We start from the raw sequence: 23,531 nt of genomic DNA, 5'->3' as shown, positions 1-23,531 counted from the left end.
TCCCGAGCGCGACCATGATCGGCGAAATCGATATCTTCGGCGTGTTCGTGCCGGCTCCGCTCGTGCTGATGCTGATCGCGTACCTGATCAACATCGTCGTGCGCGCGGTGCTCGAGCGCGTCGGCTTCTACCGCCTCGTCTGGCACCGTTCGATCTTCGACCTCGGCATCTACGTGTTCGTGCTGGCCGCCGTCGTGATCGTGTCCCACCAACTCGTGGCTACCTAACGTGAAAAAAACCTGGCTCTCGGCAGGGCAAGTCCTGCTCACCCTGATCGTCGTCGTCGTGGCCGGCCTCGTGCTGTGGCGCATCATCAACTACTACATGTTCTCGCCGTGGACGCGCGACGGGCACGTGCGCGCCGACGTGATCCAGATCGCGCCGGACGTGTCGGGCCTCATCACGTCGGTACAGGTCGCCGACAACCAGGCGGTCAAGCGCGGCCAGGTGCTGTTCGTGATCGACCAGGCGCGCTACGCGCTCGCGGAGCGGCTCGCCGAAGCGACGCTCGCGCAGCGCCGCGCGACGCTGGCGCAGGCGAAGCGGGAATACGCACGCAACCTGCAGCTCGGCAACCTGGTCGCGAGCGAACAGGTCGAGGAAAGCCGCACGCGCGTCGAGCAGGGCGAAGCCAGCGTCGCCGATGCGCAGGTGTCGCTCGACACCGCGAAGCTGAACCTGCAGCGCACGACGATCGTCAGCCCCGTGGACGGCTACCTGAACGACCGCGCCCCGCGCGTCGGCGAATACGTGCCGGCCGGCCGCGCGGTGCTGTCGGTGGTCGACCGCAACTCGTTCCGCGTCGACGGCTACTTCGAGGAAACCAAGCTGCGCGGCATCCACATCGGCCAGCCGGTCGACATCGTCGTGATGGGCGAGCCGCATGCGCTGCGCGGCCACGTGCAGAGCATCGTGGCCGCGATCGAGGATCGCGACCGCACGCAGGGCGCGAACCTGCTGCCGAACGTGAACCCGGCGTTCAGCTGGGTGCGGCTCGCGCAGCGCGTGCCGGTGCGCGTCGTGCTCGACGAGGTGCCCGACGATTTCCGGATGATCGCCGGCCGCACGGCGACCGTATCGATGCGCGGCGCCGACGCGCGCCGCACCGACAGCGCAAGACCGGCTGGCGCCAGCACCGCGTCGGCGGTCCCGGCTGCGTCCGGTCCGGCGGCCGGCGCCGCGGGAGCATCGCAATGAAGCGGCACGCCCTGCGCGTCGCGGCGACGCTCGCCCCGCTTGCGCTCGCACTCGGTGCGTGCAAGTCGGTCGGCCCCGACTACACGCTGCCGCAGCAGGCGTACGTCAATGCGCCGCTCGCGAACCATGCGCTCGACGACGCGAACGGTGCGCTGGTGTCGCGCGACGCGGTGCCCGGCAACTGGTGGCAACTGTACGACGACCCGGTACTCGACGGGCTCGTGCGCGATGCGCTGAAGTCGAACACCGACCTGCGCGTCGCCGCGGCGAACCTCGCCCGCTCGCGCGCGGCGCTGGCGGTCGCGAACGAACAGGGCGGCTTCTCGGGCGGGGCGGAAGCGGCCGTGCAACGCGCGCAGGAATCGGCCGAGCAATACCTGCTCGAAAACAAGCTGCCGGTCGTCAACGAAGGCACGGTGGGCATCAACGTGTCGTACGAGCTCGACCTGTTCGGCAAGCTGCGGCGCGGCGTCGAAGCCGCGCGCGCGGACAGCGAGGCCGTCGCGGCGGCCGCCGACCTCGCGCGCATCACCGTCGTGGCCGACGTCGTGCGCGCGTACGTCGAAGCGTGCTCGGCCGGCGACGAACTGGCGATCGCGAAGCGCTCGCTCGCGCTGCAGCAGCAGCGCGTCGCGCTGTCGCAGCGGCTGCGCGACGCCGGGCGCGGCAACCAGACCGACGTGACGCGCGGCGTGACGCAGGTGCGCACGCTCGCCGCCGACATTCCGCGCTTCGAAGGCCGCCGCAAGGTTGCGCAGTATCAGCTCGCCGCGCTGCTCGCGCGCGCCCCGGCCGACCTGCCGAAAGCCGCCGCCGAATGCGAACGCCTGCCGAGGCTGCGTCAGCCGATTCCGATCGGCGACGGCGCCGCGCTGCTGCGCCGCCGGCCGGACGTGCGCGAAGCCGAGCGGCAGCTCGCCGCCGCGACCGCGCGAATCGGCGTGGCCACCGCCGCGCTGTACCCGTCGGTCAGCATCGGTGCGTCGGCCGGCTCGGTCGGCGTCGCCGCCGATCTGTTCTCGTCCACCACGAATCGCTGGTCGTTCGGCCCGCTGATCAGCTGGTCGTTCCCCGTCAACGGCCAGCGTGCGCGTGTGCGCGAGGCCGAAGCCGCGACGGGCGGCGCACTCGCGCACTTCGACGGCGTCGTGCTGAATGCGCTGCGCGAAACGCAGTCGAGCCTCGCGACCTATGCGGCCGACGTGCAGCGCACGGATGCGCTGCGCACCGCCTATGAATCGGCCCGCAATTCCGCGGCCGAAACGCATCGCCTCTATGCGGCCGGCCGCGAATCGTTCCTCTCCGATCTCGATGCGACGCGCACGTTGACGAGCGTGCAGGCGCAGGTCGCGGCGGCCGAAGGCCAGGTCGCGGCCGACCAGGTGCGGCTCTTCCTCGCGCTCGGCGGCGGTTGGGAGCGCGACGGCACGACGGCCGCGGCGGACACGCACGCCACCGCCGCGGCCCCCGCGAGCGGGCCGTCGGCGCCGTAGCGTCGGCGCCGTCGACCTGTCGCACGGGCGTGACGCAACACGTGGCGGGGTCAGGTTTTCCTGATATGCGCGATCGCATCCGCCAGGCGACGCGCACCGGCGTTGACGGTACACTGGCCGACGCATTTCCATTCATCTGCCGCCGCTGCCGGCCCGGCCGCGGCATCCATCCGGAGAGTCGTCATGCGAACCAGCGCCCGCAACCAGTTCGCCGGCCAGATCGGCGCCGTCAAACCCGGTGCCGTCAACGATGAAATCACACTGCGCACGCAGGAAGGGCTCGATATCGTCGCCGTGATCACTCACGGCAGCGCGGCCTCGCTGGGCCTCGCGGCCGGCGCGAAGGCGTTCGCGCTCGTCAAGGCGTCGTCGGTCATCGTGATGGTCGACGTCGACAGCAGCAAGGTGTCGGCCCGCAACTGCGTCGCGGGCACCGTCGCGTCGGTCGCGAAGGGCGCGGTCAATTCGGAAGTCGTGATCCAGGCCGCGGGCGGCGCGGAGATCGTCGCGATCGTCACCAACGACAGCGTCGAACGTCTCGGCCTCGCGAGCGGCACCCCCGCATCCGCGATCTTCAAGGCATCGAGCGTGATCGTCGGCGTCGAGTGATCGCGTGACGATCGCGATGGCGATTCATGGGGTGCCGCGCACGGATGCGGCCCGGTTCGCGTGACGCCGCCTGTTGCGTCGCATCGCGCTTCCAAGATCAACCGCGGATCACCGATATCCGACGCAACAACGGCTGAATGGTCGCCAACCATGGGGACCGGTTTTCCACGCTTCCCATAAACGGCCACCTTGCGATGCTCGGCGGCGTGTCGCTCACGACCCGATCAATGCCGATGCCGGTGATGAATATCCGGAAAATGCGCGTGGCTGTGCGTGATCGGCAGATGCACGTGCGGATGCGTGTGCGGTTCGTCGCCGTCGTACGGGAAATCGTGCGCGTGCTGGTGATGGTCGTCGTGCCGATGTCGATGCGTATGCTCGAGCCGCTCGTGCGCATGCGTATGTTCGTGCCGCTCTCGCACGTGCAGCCAGATGCCGAGCGCCATCAGCGCGGCCGCGATCCAGAACGTCGCGGGCGGCAGCGCGGGCCAGATCAGCAGCGACAGCACGACCCCGAACAGCGGGGCGATCGAAAAGTAAGCGCCGGTGCGCGCGCTGCCGAGATGACGCAGCGCGACCACGAACAGCACGAGGCTGATCCCGTAGCCGCCGAGCCCCGTCAGCATCGCCGCGGCCGTGGCCGGTATCGCGGGCAGCGTCGCGCCGGTCGCCAGCGCGATGCCGATGTTCACCGGCCCCGCGATCGACCCTTTCAGGCATGCGATCACCATCGCGTCGTTCGCGGCCACCTTGCGGGTCAGGTTGTTGTCGATCGCCCAGCACAGGCATGCACCGACGATCAGCAGCGCGCCGACCGGCACGCCGGCCCGGCCCGGTGTCCACGACAACAGCGCGCCGCCGGCGACGATCGCCACCATGCCGAGGAACACCTGCGTATCCACGTTCTCGCGAAACACGACCCAGGCGATCACGGCCGTCAGCACGCCTTCGAGATTGAGCAGCAACGCGCTCGTCGCCGCCGGCGTGCTCGACAGCCCGAGCATCAGCAAAGCCGGGCCGGCCACACCGCCCGCCGCGATCGCACCGGCCAGCCACGGCAGATCGGCACGCTGCAACGGCGCGGCGTCCGCGGCTGGCGTGCGACGGCCGCGCCAGCCGCGCAGCAGGATCCCGATGCCGAGCCCGACGCCGCTGCCGAGATAAAAGAGGCCGGCCACCATGAACGGCGACATCGCGCCGATCAGCGCCTTGGCAAGCGGTGTCGCGGCGCCGAACAGCGCGGCGGCGGCGAGCGCGACGAAAATCGCGGAATGTCTGGAATTCATGGTCTCGGCTGAACGGATGTCGATGAAGCCGGGTGTGGCCTTGGATCGAGGCAGGCTTGCCTGGCTTGTCGAAAGGCGCGTTGCATCGTGGCGCCCGGCTTGCCCTTGGCCTGACGCTCCGACCGTGATTATCGCGCGCTATATTGTCGAGGTGGCAGGCGGGGCGGTTTGCTCGTCGATCGACGATTTCCGTCCAATCATTTTGGAAAGCGAATGGTCTGGCTGATACGGTTCATTATTCAGCCATGCATATTATTTATGCACGTTCAAAATATCATGCGTGGGAGCGCTCGACGAACGTCGTCCGTCCGGTTGCGCGGCCTGTTCGACGAAGGGGAATGTGCCCGGCGGATTCGGCGCCGGTGGAGGCAGTCCCGACCTGCCTCTGTCGAGGCAGGTCGGTCTATCGTGCATGCATCGCATGCGACTTGCGTGCGGGTGCGTGCCGTGCGGTCGACGGCAGCGCGGTGAGGATTACTCGTTGCCGGCCGCTTGCTGTTCGACCTGCGGCGCGGCGTCGGGCTGCACCTTCGCTTCCGCTTCCGCTTCGGCTTGCGCCGGTTGCGGCGCGGCAGCGGTCCCGGCCGGTTGCTCGGCCTTCGGCTGCTGCGGCGCGCCCTTGGCCGATTGTGCCGCGCCCTTGCCGGGGCGGCGAGCCTTCAGGCGGCGTGCGCGCGCCGCGTCGTCGTGCGTCACGCGCCCGGCTTCGTTGCCCTGCAGGTCGACCCGCACCGCGTCTTCGACGAGGCAGGACCAGTAGCGGTTGCCGCGGCACCACGTCGACATCGCTTCGCGCAGTTCGGCTTCGTTGAGGCCGACGGCCTGCGCTTCGCGTGCGAGATCGTCCCAGATGCCGACCTTGAGCGGCACTTTGGGGGCCGGATTCTTCGGGAACGCGCGCGGAAACTTCCGCTGCAGTTTGCCGATTGCGACGATGACCGGATCGACCGGCGCCGACGGCTTCGCCGAAGCAGGCTTCGCGCGCTGCTGCGTCTTGGCGCCGGCACCCGGCTTGGCGCCGCGGGACGGCTGGTCGCCGGACTTCGGCTTCGCACCGGCGTCCGCGGGCGCTGCCGGCCGCTTCGCGTTGCGCTCCTGCTTGGCCTTCGCTGCGAGCTGCGCCCGCAATTCGGCAAGTTGTTCAAAACCCATAAATTCAATCCACCAGGAATATAAGGTGTGGTTCGTGCGGCCATGCCGCGCGGCACACAAGCTTCGCCGCCATGCGTGCGGCCGGCCTGCCGCCGGTGCGGGACACTACGGGGCCGCATCGCGCACGCCACTCTGTTTTCAGGCACCCGGCCTCGATGCCGGACAAGGCAGGAGTGGAAGTATACCGGTACGCGGGACGGCCGGTTGACTCGCCGGTCTGCATTCGCGCGATCCGGGGTGCCGGAAATGCGTCCGCGCGGTCGTGTTGCGCATTATAGGGATACGTATCCGGATGTCACGCCATTCACCGCCCCTGCCGAAATCGGCGCCGGCGACGCGCGAGACATGAACGTCCGCGCGAAGGACATCGAACAGCGTCGCGTCGCACGCCGCAACACGTTGCGCGGCCCGACGTCGTGCGATAAGCCCGCCCGTCTTTCGTATGCACCGGCCTCGATACACACGACTCGTTGCGTCCGCATCGATCGCGCCGCGCACGAGGATATCGGAAAGTGCGTAGTATGGCCGTATCGACTTCGTTGGCAGCATGTCTCGCGTGCCTTTCACCGCGCGCCCGATCGGCAGCGCGCGACCTCGTTGCCTGCGAACGGCCCCGGTTACAAGAGATGGAGCGGATGCATGGTTCCCCAAGACGACACCCCGCATGACGGCATCACGCGCGAGGAGATTCACCACCGACAGATCGACATGCGCGGCTACCGGCGCAGCGACGGCCTGTTCGAAGTGACGGCCTGCCTCGCGGACCGCAAGACCGGCGATTTCACGCCGCCCGGCGGCGCGCGGACGGTCGCGGCGCTCACGCCGCTCCACGATCTCGGCGTGACGCTGGTCTTCGACGTCGACATGGTCGTTCGCGCCGTGTCCACGTTCATCCGCGCGCATCCGTACGCGCAGTGTCCGGGTGGCGGCGACTCGCTGCAGGCGCTCGTCGGATTGAACATCGGCGCCGGCTGGAACAGCGAGGTCCGCAAGCGTCTGCCGTCCTGCGATACATGCACGCACCTGAAGGAATTGCTCGGCCCGATCGCGACGACGGCCTATCAGACGATGGTCGGCATGCGGCGATCGTCGCTCGATTACCGCGACAGCGAAGGAAAGCCGCTCAAGATCGACAGTTGCTACGCATACGGCGCGTCGCGCGATCTCGTGAAACGTCTTTGGCCTGAATATCACCGGCCTTCGGCCACGGCAAAGGGCAACTGAAGCCAGGCACCGGGCGGTCGACGCCGTTTGCGGAACCGGCATGGCGCGACCAGCCGCAGATCCTGTCAGAGCCGCGTCGACAGGCCGGTGCGCATCCGTCATCAGAAAATACCCAGCGCGAGCCCCGCGGCAAGGCCCGCACCCAGTTCGGCACAGCGAGCGAGCGCGTCGCTGTCGATCGTCTTCGTCGCGAGAATGCGCTCCGGTGTTTGCGCATGCGTGCAGACGATCAGGCCGGGCGCGACGTTCTTCAACCGCCATCCGGTCGCGATCCGGTCGATCTGGCGCAAAGCATTCTGTCCGTCGCTTCCCGCGCAGATCATCGCCGCATACGGACGGCCGTTCACGCGATCGAGCGCCGCGTAGTAGCAGCGATCGAAAAAGTCCTTCATCAGCCCGGACATCGCCGCCAGATTCTCCGGCGTCGCGAACAGGTACGCGTCGGCGGCCAGCACGTCGTCTGCACTCGTCGCGTCCGCGCGCTGCAACCTGACGTCGACGCCAGGCTGCTCGCGAGCCGCACCGGCAGCCGCTTCGGCCATCTGCCGGGTGCCTCCGGTCATCGTGTGATAGACGATCAACAGGGTCTTCATGGGTCGTTGCTCGCGTTCGGCTGCGGATGATGCGGCGGCCGTATCGTTGAATTCAAGTCGAATGGTCCGGTCGGCGCGGGTGGGCGTCATTTTGCGTTTTCCCCGGATCGCCCGGCTTGCCCGCTCGTCGGCGCCGCGCGTTTCTCGACGGTTTCGACCCGCCCGCGGATTCGGTTGCTTGCGGATGCGCGTTCAGTCTTGCCGGCGATGCGATGCGGCGCCGTCGTCCGGACGTGCGTAGTACGCGAGGAACATGTCGGCAGCCGATTCCGCGACTTTCTGCTGCTCCTGCGCCGTGAGCGGCGGCTGGCCCATCGTGATCTGCGGCCAGAACGCGAACGCCTTCACGGCGCCATGCAACTGATGCGCGGCGAACACCGGGTCGGTGACCGACAGGCGGCCGGCCGCCGCCGCCGCGCGCAGCCAGACCGTGACATCCTCCTCACGCTCGCCGAGACGTTCGACCATGTCGCGTGCCCGTTCCGGCGAATGGATGGCCGCGCCGATCGCGACACGCGCGAGCGCGAGAAAGGCCTCGTCGTTCATCAACCGCAATTTGCGATCGAGCAACGCGAGCAATTGCTCGCGCAGCGGCACGTCGGCGCGATAGGTCGGCGAATTGCCTGTCCGGGTCGCTTCCCAGAGCTTGTTCAGGATCGCGGCGAACAACGTCTCCTTGCCCGGAAAGTGGTTATAGACGGTGCGCTTCGACACGTCCGCGCGCGCAGCGATACGATCCATGCTGGTTGCATCGTAGCCGGCCGCGAGAAATTCCTCGATGGCCGCGTCGAGAATGGCCGCGCGCTTTCGGTCGGTCAGGCGCTGAGGGGGAGTGCTGGTATCCATACGAAAATTTTACACCGGGCAGTTTACTTATCTCAAAAATAAACTACACTGTTTAGTGTACTTTATTCTTCGGACGAACCGATATGGCATCGCCTCTCGTTTTGCTTCACCGCATTCTCGGTTTCGCGGCCGCCCGACGTGGCCGGGCGCTGTCCGGCCGTTCGCCGCAGCACAATGGCGAGCGCTTTGCCAATGTCGCGCCGCGTCCCGCCGAAGGCCTGGGCAAGACGCTGCGAATCGCGTGGAACATGCTGGTCAACAAGCCGCGTCATACCGTGCCCGCCGGCGCCTTGCCCGTCGATTCGCTGAACCGCGCGGAACTCGACGCGGCGCCCGACCGGAGCCTGTACCGACTGGGCCATTCGACGCTGTTGCTGAAGCTGCGCGGTGAATTCTGGCTCACCGATCCGGTGTTTGCCGAGCGCGCGTCGCCGTTTCGGCGCGTCGGCCCCAAGCGCTTCCATGCGCCGCCGATCGCGCTGGAAGATCTTCCGCCGCTGCGCGGCGTGATCCTGTCGCACGATCACTACGATCACCTCGACCGCGACACGGTGCTCGCGCTGGCCGCGACCACCGGCGTGTTCGTGACGACGCTCGGCGTCGGCGATCGGCTGATCGAATGGGGTATCGACGCGAACCAGGTCCGCCAGCTCGACTGGTGGCAAAGCATCAACGTGGCCGGGCTGACGCTGACGGCGACGCCTGCCCAGCACTTCTCCGGGCGCAGCCTGTTCGATGGCAACAGTACGCTGTGGGCGTCGTGGGTGATCGTCGACGACGACCTGCGCCTGTTCTTCAGCGGCGATACGGGTTATTTCGACGGTTTCCGGGAAATCGGCGAACGCCTCGGGCCGTTCGACGTCACGCTGATCGAAACAGGCGCCTATGATGCGCAATGGCCGTACGTGCACATGCAGCCGGAAGAAACCGTGCAGGCGCACATCGATTTGCGTGGTCGCTGGTTGATTCCGATCCACAACGGGACGTTCGACCTCGCGATGCATCGCTGGCAGGAGCCGTTCGAGCGTGTCACGGCGCTGGCGCTCGTGCGCGGCATCGAGCTGTCGACACCGAAGATGGGTGAACGCCTCGATCTCGACGCACCGCATCGCGGCGAGCGCTGGTGGCGTACGGTCGACGAGCGCGCTGCGGCGCCGACGGCGAAATCGCGACGCTGGCAGCTTTGCGCATCGCAGGCAACGAAGTAGTCCGCCAGTCGCCGCACGTGCCTTCCGCGAGGAGGGCCGTGTCGCGATTCCTGGTCATGCGCGCGTTGCCGGCCTCCCCCGCACGTCGACGGCGTGTCTGTCGCCCCGATTACCTGAGTAGAGAAGTCATGCATCCGGCAACCGTTCGATACCTGCCCGGCCAACGAGACGACGACGCCTACGCGGCATTCGACCAGGCAAACCACCGTTCGACCGGCCGCGGTCGCGAAAACGAACTGCGCCAGACGCTCGCGGCGCGTGTCGCGAGATGGACCGAAGGCGTCGATCACGTCAGCACGGCTATACCCAATCTGAGCCTTCATCGACGGGAAGCGCCGACGCAGCCGATGGAGTGCATGGTCGAGCCGAGCTTCGGCCTCGTCGTTCAGGGCGTGAAGCGGGTCATGCAGAGCGGGGATGCGTACATTTATGACGCCGACCGCTTTCTGATCACGTCTCTCGACCTGCCCGGTTCGACGCAGATCATCGAGGCCAGCCCCGACAAACCGTTTCTCGGGCTCGGCCTCAAGCTCGATTTTCGTGTCATGGCCGAATTGATGATGCAAGTCGCGCCGGATCACGACGATGCGCCAGCAGGCCGCGGGCTTGTCGTCGGCGACATGACGGAACCGCTGTACGACGCGCTGAACCGGCTACTCGCGCTGCTGGACGACCCGAACGCGATTGCCGTTCTCGGGCCGTACGTCGAGCGGGAAATCTACTACCGGCTGCTGACGAGCGATCAGGGCGCCCGCCTGCGCCAGATTGCGTCCGCCGGCAGTCAGTGCAACCGCGTGTCGCGCGCGATCCGGTGGTTGCGCGCGCACTATGACGAGTCGTTGCGCGTCGACGATCTCGCGGCGCAGGTTCAGATGAGCAGCTCGACCTTCCATCACCACTTCCGTCAGCTCACCGGCATGAGTCCGCTGCAGTATCAGAAACGGATACGGCTCAACGAAGCACGTCGGCTGATGCTGGCGGAGCGGCTCGACGCCGCGTCGGCGGCGTTCAGGGTCGGGTATGCGAGCCCGACACAGTTCAACCGGGAATACAGTCGGTTGTTCGGTAACTCTCCGCGAAGGGACATCGATAGCCTGCGAAGTGGCGCGGACGTCGCCGTGTCGATCGTGGCGAGTTATTGATGGCGGCACGGTGGTAGAGATACGCCGGCGTTGACGGGATCCGGAAGGACCGGGATCGATCTCTCGCATGCAAGACTGGGTGGGCTCGGACCGAGATGAAGCGCCGGACGCCGATATGTTTGCAACTCGGATGAATTGCTGGGGGCTCCCCTCTGTCGAATGTCGGACATCGGCCGATGCGTATCGTAAGGCCGGGTCGAACGCCTCATCTCTCATGCGGCTACGGATAAACCGCCCCGGACTGGCAAAGCCGGCGGATCGCAACTACGCTACCCCCCGATGGCTATGTTGTACTGGCCGCACGCCGGGATTCTCGCCCCCAAACTCCAGACACCGGCTTTATCTCGCGATGTTCCGCGACTCCGTGAGTCGGCAGGTCAGCGGGGCGTTGTCACGTGACAACTGGCGCGAAATATCGGCAGGCGCTGTACTGAATGGAAGTCCCGGCGAGACTATGTGGCGGACCGACCCTGCAACACATTGACACCGCGCGCGTGCGATCGAGCGAGGGCGTATCAAAAACCACGAAACACGTATTAATTATCACGAAACCCGCTAACATCGGACCGATTTCCAACGCTCGCGCGCAGAAAACTCATACGCCCCCATTTCCGAGCGCCGTCGTGCTCATTTTGCGTGAAACAACATGAAGAATGTGCGGCAAGCCGTTGCTGCACAAGGATTTCCAGCAAGCGTCCATTTTTAGAAAATGTTTCACGACACGCTCCGTTTGGGTTGTTACTGGCCCTCAGCACATGGATTTCGCGCCGATAATGGCCCACATACACGATGATCTATATACCGCGCCCCAGAGTAAGCCCAGATACTTGTCACGATACCAGCGCCCCCTGCCCTATTGGCCGACACGAGGGGAACCGCCGGATCTTGCATCCTCATTAAATAGGGACGCATCAAATCGCCACGATACCCGTCGGGGGCATGTCTCACCAGTCGTTCCGCAGCATCGCGCCAGCGTCAGTGAATAGGCACGACGGCGGCGGAACCAAGGATCGTCCGAGTATGCATGGGTCGTGCTACCTCCAAGGCACTCTTTTCAACGCCGCACAGAACGCATCGCTTCATAAAGCCTCCCATCGCGCAAGCTTCCAGACACCGGTTCCTGTTGTCACGTGACAACCCATGCGGCGATTCATTGGCGAGCCAGATGGACCAAACACTATAGGCGGCGACGCCCTTCTCCTCGGACATATGCCAGCTATGCCGCTGGCATCGGTCATCCAAGACAATTTTTTGATGATCGCAAAGTCGCCACTGAAAGGCGTGCTTGGCGCTGTTTGTCACGTGACAACACACCCCGTTGTCGGACAGGCGTACATCGCTTGGGCCATACAGCCGAAGTTGATGGGAAGCGATTTCCTCGGAGCCCAGTTGCAATCACATCGAGGCTTTCTCATGACGTCCATCCCAGAAGTAATCACGGTCTGGCGGCTTGTCACGTGACAACCGTCTGTTCCCACGCTCCCGACGACATCAACGACACGGATTCGTAGCGAGCTTCAAATATGGTCAGCGCACGATAAAGCGCCAAGTCCCCGCTCAACAGTCTCGTTATCGACGTCAAGGTCTTTCGGATTTTCCCGCCTTAAACGATGGCTCTTTTTCAGCGTAACAGGCGTTTTATTGCATCGACGTCTACGAGAACATCCTGGCCATTCGGCCGATTTGTCACGTAACAACCACAGCAATCAATAAAACGTCCTCCTCAGCGAAAGCTTTTCTGGACATTTTTCGGATAATTGCATATATTTCACAAAACTCCGTGGAGGGATTTAATGGCTTTCAAGATCGCCGTCAGTAATCAAAAAGGTGGGACTGGGAAGACGACCATCTCCGTCAACATCGCGGCTGCGTTCGAAGCGGGCGGCAACAAAGTCGCGCTGATCGATGCCGATCCTCAGGGCACGTCCGTCCGTTGGGTCACGAGCGGCGAGAACACGCTGCCGATGACGGTCCTGTCGCTGGCTCCTGCCGGCCGCGGCATCGGCGGCGAGATCAAAAAGCAGGACGCGAACTTCGACGTGATCGTCGTCGATTGCCCCGGCAACCTCGAAGATCCGCGTATTGCATCCGTCCTCGAAGTGGCGGACTTCTGCCTGGTGCCGCTCTCGCCATCGCCGGCCGATCTGTACAGCACCGTCGCGATGATCCGCATGATCGAGTCGATGCGTGCCGTTCGAAATCCTCAACTTTCTTCCGCATTGATGCTGAATAGTGTCAATGGAAAAACTAAAATGCGTGAAGAAATTTTAAAAATTCTAAGAGCTGAAGAAATAGGGGAGCATCTGCTCGACAGCCAGATCGCGCAACGCGAGGTCTATCGTCAGACGTTCGCGCTCGGCACCACGATCCATCACCACAATCGATACCTGAAGGGCCTGAAGGAAGCCCGCGCGGAAATCGAAAAGCTGGTCACGGAGATGGCCCAATACATCGCGTCGACGCGCGCTACCGGAGCCGCCCATGGCTAAGGACACCTCGAAAGACAAGAAACCGACCGGCAACCTGCATCTCGCGGCCGGCCTGTTGCGCGGACTCGCGCAGGAAAATGCGGCGCTCGAAACGCGGCTGTCCGAGCCGGCGGCCGCACCGGCTGCCGTCGTCGACGCGTCGCCCGCCAGTGGCCTTGCCGCAACTGCGCCCGCCGGTACGCCCGATCTTGGCGCGCCGCAGAAGGTGCTGGTCAAGGATTGCATCCCGAACCCGTTCAACCCGCGCGTGTTCTACTCGGAATCGAGCCTGCACGAGCTCGCACTGACGTTGAAACGGGAAGGGCAGATCGAGCCGATCAAGGTCACGCGGCTCCCCGAGTTTCCCGGCAAGCTCGTCGTGATCGACGGGCAACGCCGGCTGCGCGCGACGAGCATCAACGGCGACGAGACGATCAATGCGACGTTCCGCACGGATCACACGCCCGAGCAGCTCTATACGATCGCGTATCGGGCAAACCACGACCACGAACGCCAGACGATCTTCGACGATGCGGTCGCGTGGAAACGTCTACTGGACGAGAAGGTCTTTGCCGACCAGAACACGCTGGCGGAGAAAATCGGCAAGGACAAGGCCTCGATCAGCAAGACGCTGTCGCTCAACGCGCTGCCGAACACGCTGCTGGAGCGGATGGCCAGCGCGAGCGATGTGGTCGGTCTGCAGGCTGCGTACTTTCTGAAGCTGATCTTCGAACGCCTGGGCGAGGCGACGGCCGACCGGCTGCTGACCGCCGTGATCGACCGGAAAAAATCCGTCCGCGATCTCGAGAATTTCCTGCGTGCGCAGAGCGACGGCACCAAGAAGACCGGGCGCACGCGCTACAGCGTTCGCCATGACTTCGCGCTCGAATCGCGCGCGATCGGCCAGTTGAAGACTTACCCGGACGGGCGTCTCGACCTGCAGCTCAAGGGCGTCGACGCATCCCACCAGGAAGCGCTTGCCGACAAGCTCAAGACCGTCATCGACGCGTACGTCGCGGATCTCGCAACGCCCCCGTCGGAGTAACGCGCCCTCGGCAAAAAGCCGCACCGCCGCGCAGCGTCGCGAAGCCGGACCGCAAACACGGTCCGGCGCACGGCGCGCACGACGACGAGACCTCGTTCAGTTGCCTGCGAGGCTGCTTTTGAGCAGGAATTCCAGCAGGTCGTCCGAGGTCGGCTCGCCCCACGTATCGAGCGCCAGCCACCGGAAGAAGCTCGTCTGCGCCAGCTTGCTCGCCTTCTTCTTCGGCGACAGCGTCAGATCCTTCGAACCCGCCACCGTCTCGTTGTAACGCTCGATCAGCTTGGTCTGGTCGTCGATCTCCAGCTCGCGGAAATACGCGCCGGCTTCCTCGACCTTCGCCGCCAGATACTTGTCGCGAATCTGTTCCTGCTTGCTCTGCGCGGATTCCTTCGCCGGTGCGACCGCTTCGGTTCCCTGCCCGTCGGCCAGCGTGTAGCCGTGCGTCAGCGCCTTGCGGAAGTACGCGGCGACGTTGTCGACCGGCGCCGCATTCTTCTTCGTCGTCCGATTGAGCGTATAGGCGATCGCCGCCTTGATGCGCTGCACGCCGTATTGCGTGATCAGCCGGCGCGCTTCCGAGCGCGGAATGCCGAACTTCGCGACCTCCTCGACCAGCGCCTCGTTCTTGACGTCGCCGTCCTCGACCGTATCGGTGCTCTGCTTGCGCGTCACCTTGAACTGCACGGCTTCCACGCTGCGGCCGGATTTGTGTTCGATCAGCTCGAGGGTGTGGTCCGATACTTCGTTCACCTCCTGGATGCACGGCACCAGGACCTTGCTCTTGAACAGCTTGTATTCCTTGTACGACTGCGATGCCTTGTCCTGGCCGAGAATGAGGTCACGGAATTTCGGCAGCGGGATCTTCGCGGTGATGCCGATCCCTTCGTAGCGCACCGTGTTTTCCCATAGCGCGAGCGAGTGCGACCGCCTGAACTCGCGCGCGATCCGCATATCGATCAGCGCGTAGATTTCGGGATTGAGCAGTTCGCTGCGAATCTGGTCGGAGAAGCTGTACTTCAGCACCGATTGCTCGAGCTCCGCCCCGGCGAGCAGGCCCGACGCTTTCCAGACCGTCGAACGGTCCGCGGCCAGGTAGTCCCAGTTGACGACGGTACTGATCAACGAATTGACCGTGTCTTTCACGTACTTCGTGTTGTTGCTGTTCAACCCGCTCTCGTGCGACAGCGACGCGATCGAGATCGAGAAGCTCGTCCGGCCCGGTTCGAACGCTTCCTGCCGCAGCGCGTTCTTGATCAGCGAGCTGAACATCTTGCGCTGCTGCAGGCCGATCTTGCCGGACTTCGGCGCGATATGAATCGCCTGGACCGCCTTGCGCAGCAAGTCGGGAGGCTCGGGTGTCTGAAACAGCGAAACCTGTTTGTCTGAGCCTTTGCTTGCGGGCTTGCGCGGCATCGTCGTGTCCGGTTAAGGTTGCCTTATTGAGATCGGACTTTATACCTTTTCGCGCCACGGGGCAACGTCTATGCTCCAGCATTACTTTCACTGTCTGAGCTAACTATCGGATATAAAACGAAAAATTTGGGTTACATGATTTGTACGGCATCCCATATCCGTCTACCTTTTGACAAAAATACCTCCCAAAAGCCGCTACCTTTACTGTCCGGACAGGGAAACCCGGCACAAGATTTGCCACGACGAAGGTACCCGTCCATGGGGACAAACGAGCGGAATCGAGATCGTCGGGAGGACGCGTGGTGCCCTGCAACACGACCGAGGTTTCCTCCCATAACTTGCTACCTTCGTCGATTCCCATAGGTGGGTACCTGTCGGCAGGGTCGATGGTCTTGCTTTCCGTAGCACAGGCAGGAATCGCTCCCATAAACGGCAACCATCCGGTTTCCCCATAAGAGGTAACCTGTCCACGGCCTCGGTCCTGCCTATGGGAAAGCTGCACAGAGGCTTGGAGCGAAGGGCAGCGAATTGATTGAGACCGCCTCCCATAAATGGATACCTTCAAGAGCACCCATAAATGGCTACCCAAAGAAGATTTCTGCGCACACCTCCGGCAGCCCGCCGAGAAAAGAACCCCATAAAAGGCTACCTTCATGCGTTCCCATAGACGGCTACCGAATGCGATTTACGGCCGATTTCCCATAGCCGGGGACGTTCGCCCCATATCCACACCCCTGATTTCCCACAACACGGTACCCCCATCCCCAAATCCACAGACCTGAAACCCCAAACCCTTCTACCTGTGCTCCCATAAATGGGTACCGAACACCCCTCAAACCCTTACCAGACAAGGCTGTGAGCCTTCTAAAAGTAGTTAAAGAAGTAAACGTGGTTTACCAAAGATGTAAACACACGTGTGCTTGCGTAGAAAAACGAACCCCATAAACCGCTACCAATGGGAGTCGTCTGTGGGATGCCAAGGGCCCCAATCTGCCGGTTCAGATCCAATCGCCCCTGTCCAACACGCCGTCCCTGCAAGGCCTCCCGAAGAGGTAAGTACCCACTCACAAACACCGAAACGTAGAAACTTATGGGAGGAAATCGTCGGATTCGGCGCAGAGGTTCCCGTTTATGGGACCCAAAAAACCTGCGCATGACCCCGCCATCCCGCGATCGACCAGCGGAACGGATCCCGTTGCTTTCCTCCACAGCAGTTCGAAACCATCCCCGGCCGCCAGGCGAGTGGTTTTTTGTACTCGTGAGACTTCATCTGCGGACAAGTTTCTGTCGATCGCCTGTGATGCCGCTCGCGAAATCTAGCCTGTGGACTGTGCCCGACGAATCCGCGCAGGCTGCTGTTTCATCGCCACCTTCCGGCCGTTTTTCTACCTTTGGAGCCACACTCGGTAAGACATGCTGTACCGATCAGGGACAGCCAGCGACTCCGACCACGGCCCGAATACGAACCCTGTGCCGAAATATCGCCGCACGGAGCACCGGGCCCCGGGGACGATCTTGACGAGACTCGCCGAGGATCGTCGCGCGCCAACGTGAAGATGCCGTCGATGCCGAAGCTCACCGCAGTCGAATTCCCCAGTGTTCCCGAACGTGCTCACCTTTCCAGGTGCGCGAAATCCCGTAAAAGCTCACCGGTCAGGCGGAGCAAAGGATCGGGCAAGCTGTGCGCGCCACGGCGCCGTCCACATCAGGAACCGTCGATGGGAGCAAACATGAAACGATGGGTATCCATGTGTGGTGCCTGACGCGCCGGCAAGCACGGTCGCATGGACGGACAAATTGCACAGCCTTGTGCATGTCCATCCAACGCGCGCTGCTCGTTCACGCGGGGTTTCAGCGCATTCGCGCACTCGGTCGTGGCCAACGTCTTCATTGCTCGCACGGCTCTCGTCTTTTTCGTCGGACCTGCCCATCGACAACGAGCCTGCACAGGAATCCTTCCGCATCCCGGCGCGGCAAGCGGTGCCGAATGGATGACCACACACCGTGACGATGCAACGTAATCATCTCGATCGCCGAAGAACCGAATCGTGGTCGTTTATGGGAGAAACCGTCGCTCGAGCCGCGTCGAACGATGATGTGACGCACGGGTCGCTTGCTGCTGCGGTGATCTCGCGAGCACGACGATCCTCACGTCGCGCACGAGCCTACCGACATCGCCACCCGTGAAACAGTCATCGACGCACGAATCGCGCCGTCTCCCATACGTGTATCCCGATTCCGCCAGCACGTTCGCGCCACATTTTTCGCGACACGGTTATGATGCAGTGGTCCCGATCGCGACATGACGACCGATCGGGGCAGGGGCGGTATCTCGATGGTCTTTCAAACCGTGATGGTCATCAAAAAAGAGAGTTCAGCGATGCGAATCCAGATCAGACAATTCACGCTGGCTGCTACTGCAGCCGCTTTCCTGTTCGGCTCGGCCGTTCCGGCGTTCGCGCAGACCGACGCCGCCAGCGCACCGGCTGCACAGGACGCGAAGGCGGCGAAGAGCGAAGCGCGCAAGGCAGCCAAGGCCAAACGCAAAGCCGAGCGCAAGGCCGCGCGTGCGAAGAACACTGCCGAGCTGAAGAAACTCGAAGATGCCGGTTACAAGCCGGCGGCCAATGATCCGAACTATCCGCAGAACCTGCAGAACGCAGAGAAGAAGGCCGGCGCAGCAGCAAGTCAGTAAGCGTCGTCCGGCGGCAGGCCACGGTTCGATGCGCGGCCTGCCGCGTGCGTCGCGATTCCGAGACGCACGAAGACAAACACGTTCCGCACGCTTATCCAGTTCGATTCGGAATCCTGCCTATCGTGACGGTGCGCGCCCCGCATGCGGGTGCGATCAATCCCGCCCACCCGATGCAGTCGCGCTTCCCGTTGCCTTCAGCCAGTCCTTGAACGCGCGTACGGCGTCGTCATTCGCCCGCGCGGACGCCACATACGTGAAGTAGCGCCACGGCGGCAGCGCCGGTTCGCTGAACGGCTGCACGAGCCGGCCTTCCGCGATGTCGTCGGCGACGAGCGCGATCGGCCCCATCGCGACGCCGAGCCCGTCGAGCGCGCCTTGCAGCGTCAGATAGAAATGCTCGAGCGTGAGCGAGTGCCGCGGGACGAGATTCGGGTGCCCGGCCGCCGCGAGCCATTCCGGCCACATGCCCGGATAGGTTGCCGCGTGCAACAGCGTGAAGCCGGCGAGATCGGCAGGCGTATCCAGCGACCGGCCCTCCAGCAACTTCGGCGCGCACACCGGCAGCCTGACTTCGGACAGGAATTCCTCCGCGACATACCCGTCGACGGCCTGCGGGCCGCCGCGAACGATCAGGTCGACCTTGTCGCGCAGCTTGTCGATCGGCTCGTTCGACGTCGACAGCCGTACCTCGATGGCCGGGTGCGCGACCTGGAACGACGACAGCTTCGGGACGAGCCAGCGCAGCGAGAACGTCGCGGGCGCGCTGACGCGCAGCACGCGCTGCTGCGCGTGGCCGAAATGCTGCGCGGTGGCGAGTGCGATCCGGTCGAACGATGCGCCGACCTCGGCGAGGTACGCGCGCCCGGCGGCGGTCAGTTCGACGCGCCGGTTGTGGCGTTCGAACAGCGGCCGCCCGAGCCACGCTTCCAGTTGCTGCACGTGCCGGCTGATCGCGCCGTGCGTCACGCACAGCTCGTCGGCGGCCAGCGTGAAGCTGCCGAGCCGTGCGGCGGCTTCGAATGCGCGCAGCGAATTCAACGGGGGGAGTCGTCGGGCCATTGCATCGCCTCGCGTGAAATTTACTCACACAATGGTTCAGGTTTAATCGTTTGATCGGGTGATCCTGCTCCGCCAATATGGCATACAAACGCCCTGTTGGGCCGAACGAGTGTCTGAAATTCTCACATGGAGTACGGAGCATGCCGAACGTGGTGGTAGTGGGCGCCCAATGGGGCGACGAAGGCAAGGGGCGCGTCGTGGACTGGCTGGCGGCGCAGGCCGATCTCGTCGCACGCTACAACGGCGGCCACAACGCGGGCCATACGCTGGTCGTCGGCGGCAACACGTACAAGCTTGCGCTGCTGCCGAGCGGCATCGTGCGCGGCAAGCGCGGCGTGATCGGCAACGGCGTGGCGCTCGACCCGGAGGCGCTGCTCGCCGAAATCGGCCGGATGGCCGAGCTCGGGCTGTCGGTGACGCCCGACAACCTGTCGATCGCCGAGAACGCGACGCTGGTGTTGCCGATTCATCGTGCGATCGATGAGGCGCAGGAGCGTTTGCGCCGCGAACCCATCGGCACCACGCTGCGCGGGATCGGGCCGGCGTACGAGGACAAGGTCGGGCGTCGCGGGCTGCGCGTCGGCGATCTCGCGGAACCGGCCGGGCTCGCCGCCAAGCTCGACGTGCTCGTCGACCATCACAACGCGTGGTTCCGCGGCCTGGGGCTCGACGAATACGATCGCGACGCGATGCGGGCGACGCTGCTCGCGCTCGCACCGAAGATCCTGCCGTTCGTGCGTCCCGTCTGGGCCGACCTGAACGACGCGGCCGATCGCGGCGAACGCATCCTGTTCGAGGGCTCGCAGGCCGTGATGCTGGACATCGACTGGGGCACGTACCCGTTCGTGACGTCGTCGGGCACCGTGGCATCGGCCGCGGCGGCCGGCACCGGGCTCGGTGCCGCGAAGCTCGGCCACGTGCTGGGCGTCACGAAGGCGTATGCGACGCGGGTCGGCGGCGGCCCGTTCCTCACGGAGCTGAGCGACGCCACCGGCGAAACGCTGCGTGCGCGCGGACAGGAATTCGGCGTCAACACCGGCCGGCCGCGACGCTGCGGATGGCTCGACGCCGCGCAACTGCGCCAGGCCGTCAGGATCTCGGGCATCGATTCGCTGGCGCTCACCAAGCTCGACGTGCTCGACGGCTTCGAGTCGATCGCGCTGTGCGTCGGTTACGTGTTGGATGGCGCGCGCGTCGATCATCTGCCCGCGAGCCTCGACGCGCAGTCGCGCGCGAAGCCCGTCTACGAACGGTTCGAAGGCTGGCAGGGCTCCGTGAAGGGCGTGCGCGAGCGCGCGGCGCTGCCGCGGGCGGCACGGGAGTTCATCGCGCGCATCGAAGCCGTGGCGGGCGCGCCGGTTTCGATGATCACGACCGGCGCGGAGCGCGACGACACGATCGTGTTGCGCAATCCGTTCGATGCGGTGGGCGCCGCGTAACGCGCGAGACGGGAAGGGACCTCGATCGAGGTGCGGCGCGACGGTCGGCGGGCAGGGTTTGCCACCTGCCGATATTGGCCTCGTCGGTACGTTCGATACGCATGTCCGCCCGCTTCGGATGCCGCGCGGCGAGCGGCTCGGCGACACGATTCGGCATGCGGATCGTGTCGCGTACGGCGAACTGGACACACCTGCAACGCTGCTGTACTGTTCCGCACAATTCGCGCCAGACCGGCGTGTGCCGGCGCCGTGGCCGCACGGCGGCGCGCGTGACAATCCCCAGGGGCAGGTCGATGGATACGTTACAGATGATGCGCATTTTCGTCCGGGTCGCGGAGGAGGGCAGCTTCACGAGCGCGGCCCAGCGCCTGGACATCACGACGGCCTACGCGTCGCGCTCGGTCGCGCAACTCGAAACGCATCTGCGCACGCGCCTGCTCAACCGCAGCACGCGCCGCATCGCGCTGACCGACGCCGGGCAGCGCTATCTCGACCGCTGCCAGCGCATCCTCGGCTATATCGACGAAGCGGAGGCCGAGGCGGCCGATGCACAGGCGAAGCCGTCCGGGCGGCTGCACGTTCACGCGACGACGAGTTTCGGCCAGTCCTACGTGATGCCCGCGGTCGTGCGCTACCGCGAACGCTATCCGTCGGTCGCGGTCGAGCTGACGCTGTCGCAGCACGTGCCCGACATCATCGACGAAGGCTACGACGTGTCGCTGCAGTTGAGCACGACGGAGCTGCCCGATTCCGGGCTGGTGTCGCAGCGGCTCGGCGACGTGGGCAGCGTGCTGTGCGCGTCGCCTGCCTACCTGAAGGCACGCGGCACGCCGCGCACCGTGAGCGATCTCGCCGGGCATGCGTGCCTGCGGCTCGTCACGTCGCTCTTTCCGCGCGACCGCTGGCATCTCGACGGCCCGAACGGCCGCGAAACGGTCGAGCTGCCGGAGTCCGATTTCCAGGTGAATATCGCCGATGCGCTCGGCGCCGCGCTGCGCGCGGGGCTCGGGATCGGCCCGCTGCCGATGTCGGCTGCGCTGCCCGCGCTCGCGAGCGGTGCGCTGGTGCGCGTGTTGCCCGATTACCGCTTGCAGAAGCTGACGGTCTATACGTTGTATGCGTCGCGTCAGTATCTCGATGCGAAGATCCGGACGTTCGTCGATTTCCTGCGGGAATGCGTGCCCGAGATGCTGGCCGCTGACGAGGCTGCGTTGAACGCTTGCTGTGCGTCCCGTCATGCCTGATTCACGCAAGGTCGGTACGTGAGTACCGCGCACTGGCTTTCGGTGCGATATGAATAATTTGTAGTCCTTGGTTAATGACGATCGACGAATGCATGTGCGCGGACCGGTCCGGACAACGATGCGCGCAGGGCGCGGTCGAATTCGCGAAGCGCCGGGGGAATCCGGAGCCGGCCGTGGCGCTCGCGTTTCGCCGTGCGCGCTGCGTCGACGTCAGCGTGGCTGCGCCGTCCGCTCGCATGAGGGTGTAGCCCGACGCCCGGGTTCGCGGCGGGCAGCCTCGTCGCACGCGGAATCCGCTCATGGCGCGACACGCGACAGCGGCACCGCCTCGCCGCGCAGCCGCGCGACGTCGCGGCCCGGCGCGTCGCCGAACAGCCGTGCGTACTCGCGGCTGAACTGCGACGCGCTTACATAGCCGACGCTTCGGCACGCCTGCCGCGCATCCATCGCCGACAGGCACATCAGGCGGCGCGCTTCCTGCAGTCGCAATACCTTCTGGCATTGCAACGGGCTCATCGACGTGACCGCACGGAAGTGATGGTGAAAGGTCGACGGGCTCATCTCCACCTGTCGCGCGAGCGAATCGACCGCCATCGGGTCGAGGTAATGGTCGCGAATCCATGCGACGGCGCGCGAGATGCGCTGGGTCGTCGAACCGGCGTCGCCGATCTGCGCGACGCGCACGCCCGACGGGCCGCGCAGCAGCCGGATGAGGATTTCGTCGACGATCAGCGGGGCGAGCAGGTCGAGGTCGTCGGGTTGTGCGATCAGTTGCAGCAGCCGCGCGACGGCGTCGACGATTTCGGGCGTCGTGTCGAGCGTGTCGAGCGCGCCGTAGTCGACGGCTTTCGGCAGTCCGTGCGGAAAGACGACCGGCGTGAGCGTCGCGATGCGGTGCGGATCGAGTGCGAGTTGCACGTAAAGGAACGGCTCGGCCGGGCTCGCGCGCGTCACGCGCCCGGCCACGGGCAAGTCGGCGATGGCGACCAGCATCCGCGATTCGTCGATCGAGTAGGTGTCGTCGCCGACCCGCATCGACTTCGCGCCTTGCCCGACGATACTCAGGCACGCGCGGTGCACGCCGTGGTTCCACTGCGGCGGCGGCGCGGAAGCGCGTGCGACGCGCATGCCGCGCAGCGGCAGGTCGAACATGCCGTCGTGCGGCGCGTACGCGGCGATCAGCGCCGCGAGCCGGCCCGCGGGCGACCGGGCGTCGTGATCCGGCGGGGTGCGCGGTTGCGGTGGCGTTCGAGCGTCGATTTCCATGTTGCGTGAGCGGTTGGCGGAGTGGGCGATGCAATGCGCGCAGCCGCGCTCCCCTGTCGAAGCGCAGGCACGGCGGTCACATCGTACGACCAGTTGCGTGCGCACGATTGCCTAAACCTGTCCGAAATTAGCCCGATCATCCGGACCTGCAG

The 23,531-nt window shown here is 64.9% G+C and carries 19 protein-coding genes; 12 read left to right on the top strand and 7 right to left on the bottom strand.

The features are described from left to right. Positions 1-14 precede the first annotated feature (14 nt). The 4 genes from HWX62_RS00220 (at position 15) to HWX62_RS00205 (ending at position 3,299) form a co-directional block, all read left to right on the top strand. Complete coding sequence (locus tag HWX62_RS00220; protein ID WP_006481008.1) at positions 15-227, top strand: DUF1656 domain-containing protein; 213 nt, start codon at positions 15-17, stop codon at positions 225-227. Position 228: 1 nt separating this feature from the next. Then, a complete protein-coding gene (locus HWX62_RS00215) occupies positions 229-1,197 on the top strand; it encodes an HlyD family secretion protein (protein ID WP_175931263.1) in 969 nt (322 codons plus the stop codon). Beyond that, positions 1,194-2,690, top strand: a complete 1,497-nt coding sequence (locus tag HWX62_RS00210) for an efflux transporter outer membrane subunit (protein ID WP_175931262.1) — start codon at positions 1,194-1,196, stop codon at positions 2,688-2,690. The genes HWX62_RS00215 and HWX62_RS00210 overlap by 4 nt, the downstream gene beginning before the upstream one ends. Positions 2,691-2,873: 183 nt before the next feature. Continuing rightward, positions 2,874-3,299 carry a TOBE domain-containing protein gene (locus HWX62_RS00205; protein WP_175931261.1) on the top strand — a complete coding sequence of 142 codons (426 nt, stop codon included), beginning with the start codon at positions 2,874-2,876 and terminating at the stop codon, positions 3,297-3,299. 224 nt (positions 3,300-3,523) lie between these two features. Here the strand turns inward: HWX62_RS00205 and HWX62_RS00200 are convergent, their stop codons facing one another. Both HWX62_RS00200 and HWX62_RS00195 read right to left on the bottom strand, forming a co-directional pair. After that, positions 3,524-4,585: a DMT family transporter gene (locus HWX62_RS00200; protein ID WP_175931260.1), complete on the bottom strand. Its 1,062-nt coding sequence runs from the start codon at positions 4,583-4,585 to the stop codon at positions 3,524-3,526. A 474-nt stretch (positions 4,586-5,059) separates the two neighbouring features. Continuing rightward, positions 5,060-5,737 carry a ProQ/FinO family protein gene (locus HWX62_RS00195; RefSeq protein WP_175931404.1) on the bottom strand — a complete coding sequence of 226 codons (678 nt, stop codon included), beginning with the start codon at positions 5,735-5,737 and terminating at the stop codon, positions 5,060-5,062. Between the two features lie 639 nt (positions 5,738-6,376). Between HWX62_RS00195 and HWX62_RS00190 the strand changes: the two genes are divergently transcribed. Next, entirely contained in the window at positions 6,377-6,961 is a 585-nt protein-coding gene (locus HWX62_RS00190) for a DUF2889 domain-containing protein (protein WP_175931403.1), read from the top strand. 101 nt (positions 6,962-7,062) lie between these two features. Here HWX62_RS00190 and HWX62_RS00185 read toward each other — a convergent pair whose 3' ends face one another. Next, entirely contained in the window at positions 7,063-7,554 is a 492-nt protein-coding gene (locus HWX62_RS00185) for an NAD(P)H-dependent oxidoreductase (protein ID WP_175931259.1), read from the bottom strand. A 192-nt stretch (positions 7,555-7,746) separates the two neighbouring features. After that, the gene (locus HWX62_RS00180) at positions 7,747-8,400 is read right to left on the bottom strand and encodes a TetR/AcrR family transcriptional regulator (RefSeq protein WP_175931258.1); all 654 of its coding nucleotides are present in this window, start codon (positions 8,398-8,400) and stop codon (positions 7,747-7,749) included. 83 nt (positions 8,401-8,483) lie between these two features. On the opposite strand from HWX62_RS00180, the gene HWX62_RS00175 reads away from it, so the two are divergent. From HWX62_RS00175 to HWX62_RS00160, 4 genes are all read left to right on the top strand, one after another. Continuing rightward, positions 8,484-9,608, top strand: a complete 1,125-nt coding sequence (locus tag HWX62_RS00175) for an MBL fold metallo-hydrolase (protein ID WP_175931257.1) — start codon at positions 8,484-8,486, stop codon at positions 9,606-9,608. Positions 9,609-9,736: 128 nt separating this feature from the next. Then, positions 9,737-10,750, top strand: coding sequence for an AraC family transcriptional regulator (locus HWX62_RS00170; RefSeq protein WP_175931256.1), 1,014 nt, complete (start codon positions 9,737-9,739; stop codon positions 10,748-10,750). A 1,793-nt stretch (positions 10,751-12,543) separates the two neighbouring features. Further along, entirely contained in the window at positions 12,544-13,239 is a 696-nt protein-coding gene (locus tag HWX62_RS00165; RefSeq protein ID WP_006497839.1) for a ParA family protein, read from the top strand. Continuing rightward, positions 13,232-14,263: a ParB/RepB/Spo0J family partition protein gene (locus HWX62_RS00160; protein WP_175931255.1), complete on the top strand. Its 1,032-nt coding sequence runs from the start codon at positions 13,232-13,234 to the stop codon at positions 14,261-14,263. The genes HWX62_RS00165 and HWX62_RS00160 overlap by 8 nt, the downstream gene beginning before the upstream one ends. A gap of 96 nt (positions 14,264-14,359) precedes the next feature. Here HWX62_RS00160 and HWX62_RS00155 read toward each other — a convergent pair whose 3' ends face one another. After that, entirely contained in the window at positions 14,360-15,676 is a 1,317-nt protein-coding gene (locus HWX62_RS00155) for a replication initiation protein (protein WP_175931254.1), read from the bottom strand. 2,380 nt (positions 15,677-18,056) lie between these two features. Between HWX62_RS00155 and HWX62_RS00150 the strand changes: the two genes are divergently transcribed. Beyond that, entirely contained in the window at positions 18,057-18,371 is a 315-nt protein-coding gene (locus HWX62_RS00150; RefSeq protein WP_175931402.1) for a DUF4148 domain-containing protein, read from the top strand. Positions 18,372-18,524: 153 nt separating this feature from the next. Here the strand turns inward: HWX62_RS00150 and gcvA are convergent, their stop codons facing one another. Then, on the bottom strand, positions 18,525-19,430 hold the full coding sequence (gcvA, locus tag HWX62_RS00145) for a transcriptional regulator GcvA (protein ID WP_175931253.1): 906 nt from the start codon (positions 19,428-19,430) through the stop codon (positions 18,525-18,527). A 140-nt stretch (positions 19,431-19,570) separates the two neighbouring features. Here gcvA and HWX62_RS00140 point away from each other — a divergent pair, with 140 nt between their 5' ends. Next, the gene (locus HWX62_RS00140) at positions 19,571-20,869 is read left to right on the top strand and encodes an adenylosuccinate synthase (RefSeq protein WP_175931252.1); all 1,299 of its coding nucleotides are present in this window, start codon (positions 19,571-19,573) and stop codon (positions 20,867-20,869) included. 293 nt (positions 20,870-21,162) lie between these two features. Beyond that, positions 21,163-22,113, top strand: a complete 951-nt coding sequence (locus HWX62_RS00135; RefSeq protein ID WP_175931251.1) for a LysR family transcriptional regulator — start codon at positions 21,163-21,165, stop codon at positions 22,111-22,113. Positions 22,114-22,410: 297 nt separating this feature from the next. Here the strand turns inward: HWX62_RS00135 and HWX62_RS00130 are convergent, their stop codons facing one another. Beyond that, positions 22,411-23,379 (bottom strand): AraC family transcriptional regulator, encoded by a 969-nt coding sequence (locus tag HWX62_RS00130; RefSeq protein WP_175931250.1) that lies wholly within the window; start codon positions 23,377-23,379, stop codon positions 22,411-22,413. Positions 23,380-23,531 lie beyond the last annotated feature (152 nt).

The sequence above is a fragment of the Burkholderia sp. BCC0506 genome (genome assembly GCF_902833145.1).
Taxonomy (GTDB): domain Bacteria; phylum Pseudomonadota; class Gammaproteobacteria; order Burkholderiales; family Burkholderiaceae; genus Burkholderia.
Note: the sequence above shows the minus strand (reverse complement) of the source record. Positions and strands in the feature narration are given on the sequence as shown.